The sequence below is a fragment of the Brevundimonas sp. EAKA genome (assembly GCF_000698025.1).
GTDB classification, from domain to species: Bacteria; Pseudomonadota; Alphaproteobacteria; order Caulobacterales; family Caulobacteraceae; genus Brevundimonas; species Brevundimonas mediterranea_A.
This window is the reverse complement of sequence record NZ_JMQR01000312.1, coordinates 1-383: the sequence shown is the minus strand read 5'-3', so window position 1 is coordinate 383 and position 383 is coordinate 1. Positions and strand designations below refer to the sequence as shown.

1 protein-coding gene is annotated in these 383 nt (G+C 38.1%); it reads right to left on the bottom strand.

Annotated features, from left to right (window positions below; all coding sequences use genetic code 11):
- A partial coding sequence (locus tag ER13_RS19150; protein WP_231492601.1) for a hypothetical protein occupies positions 1-383 on the bottom strand: 383 nt, incomplete at both ends.

Here is a 383-nt window from a genome sequence, read left to right as displayed (position 1 = left end):
ATATAGGTTTCGTTGTACTTATTGGAGATGAAATCCTGCACCTCATCCGTATTTTTAAAAATGACAAACAATTGGTAGTTGTATCGTCTTTGGTAACTTGTTGAATAGCCAGTATCTCGTTGACTTATTACTACCCTAACTTCAAAGATTTTGTTAGAATTTTGAAGTTTCACCACATTACAATCCTCTATTCCATCCAAACCATACGGACGACGTTCGGATATCCCTAAGTCGATGAAGGCTCTTTCTGTAGAGCCAAAACGCCAAAATGACCCAAAGCGATTTGAAGTGAATCTTAAAATTTCGTCAAACTGGATTGTGACTTTCTCCCAAACCAGCCTTGTACCGACATAACGCTGAATAATTTCTTTAGAGCCCACGTA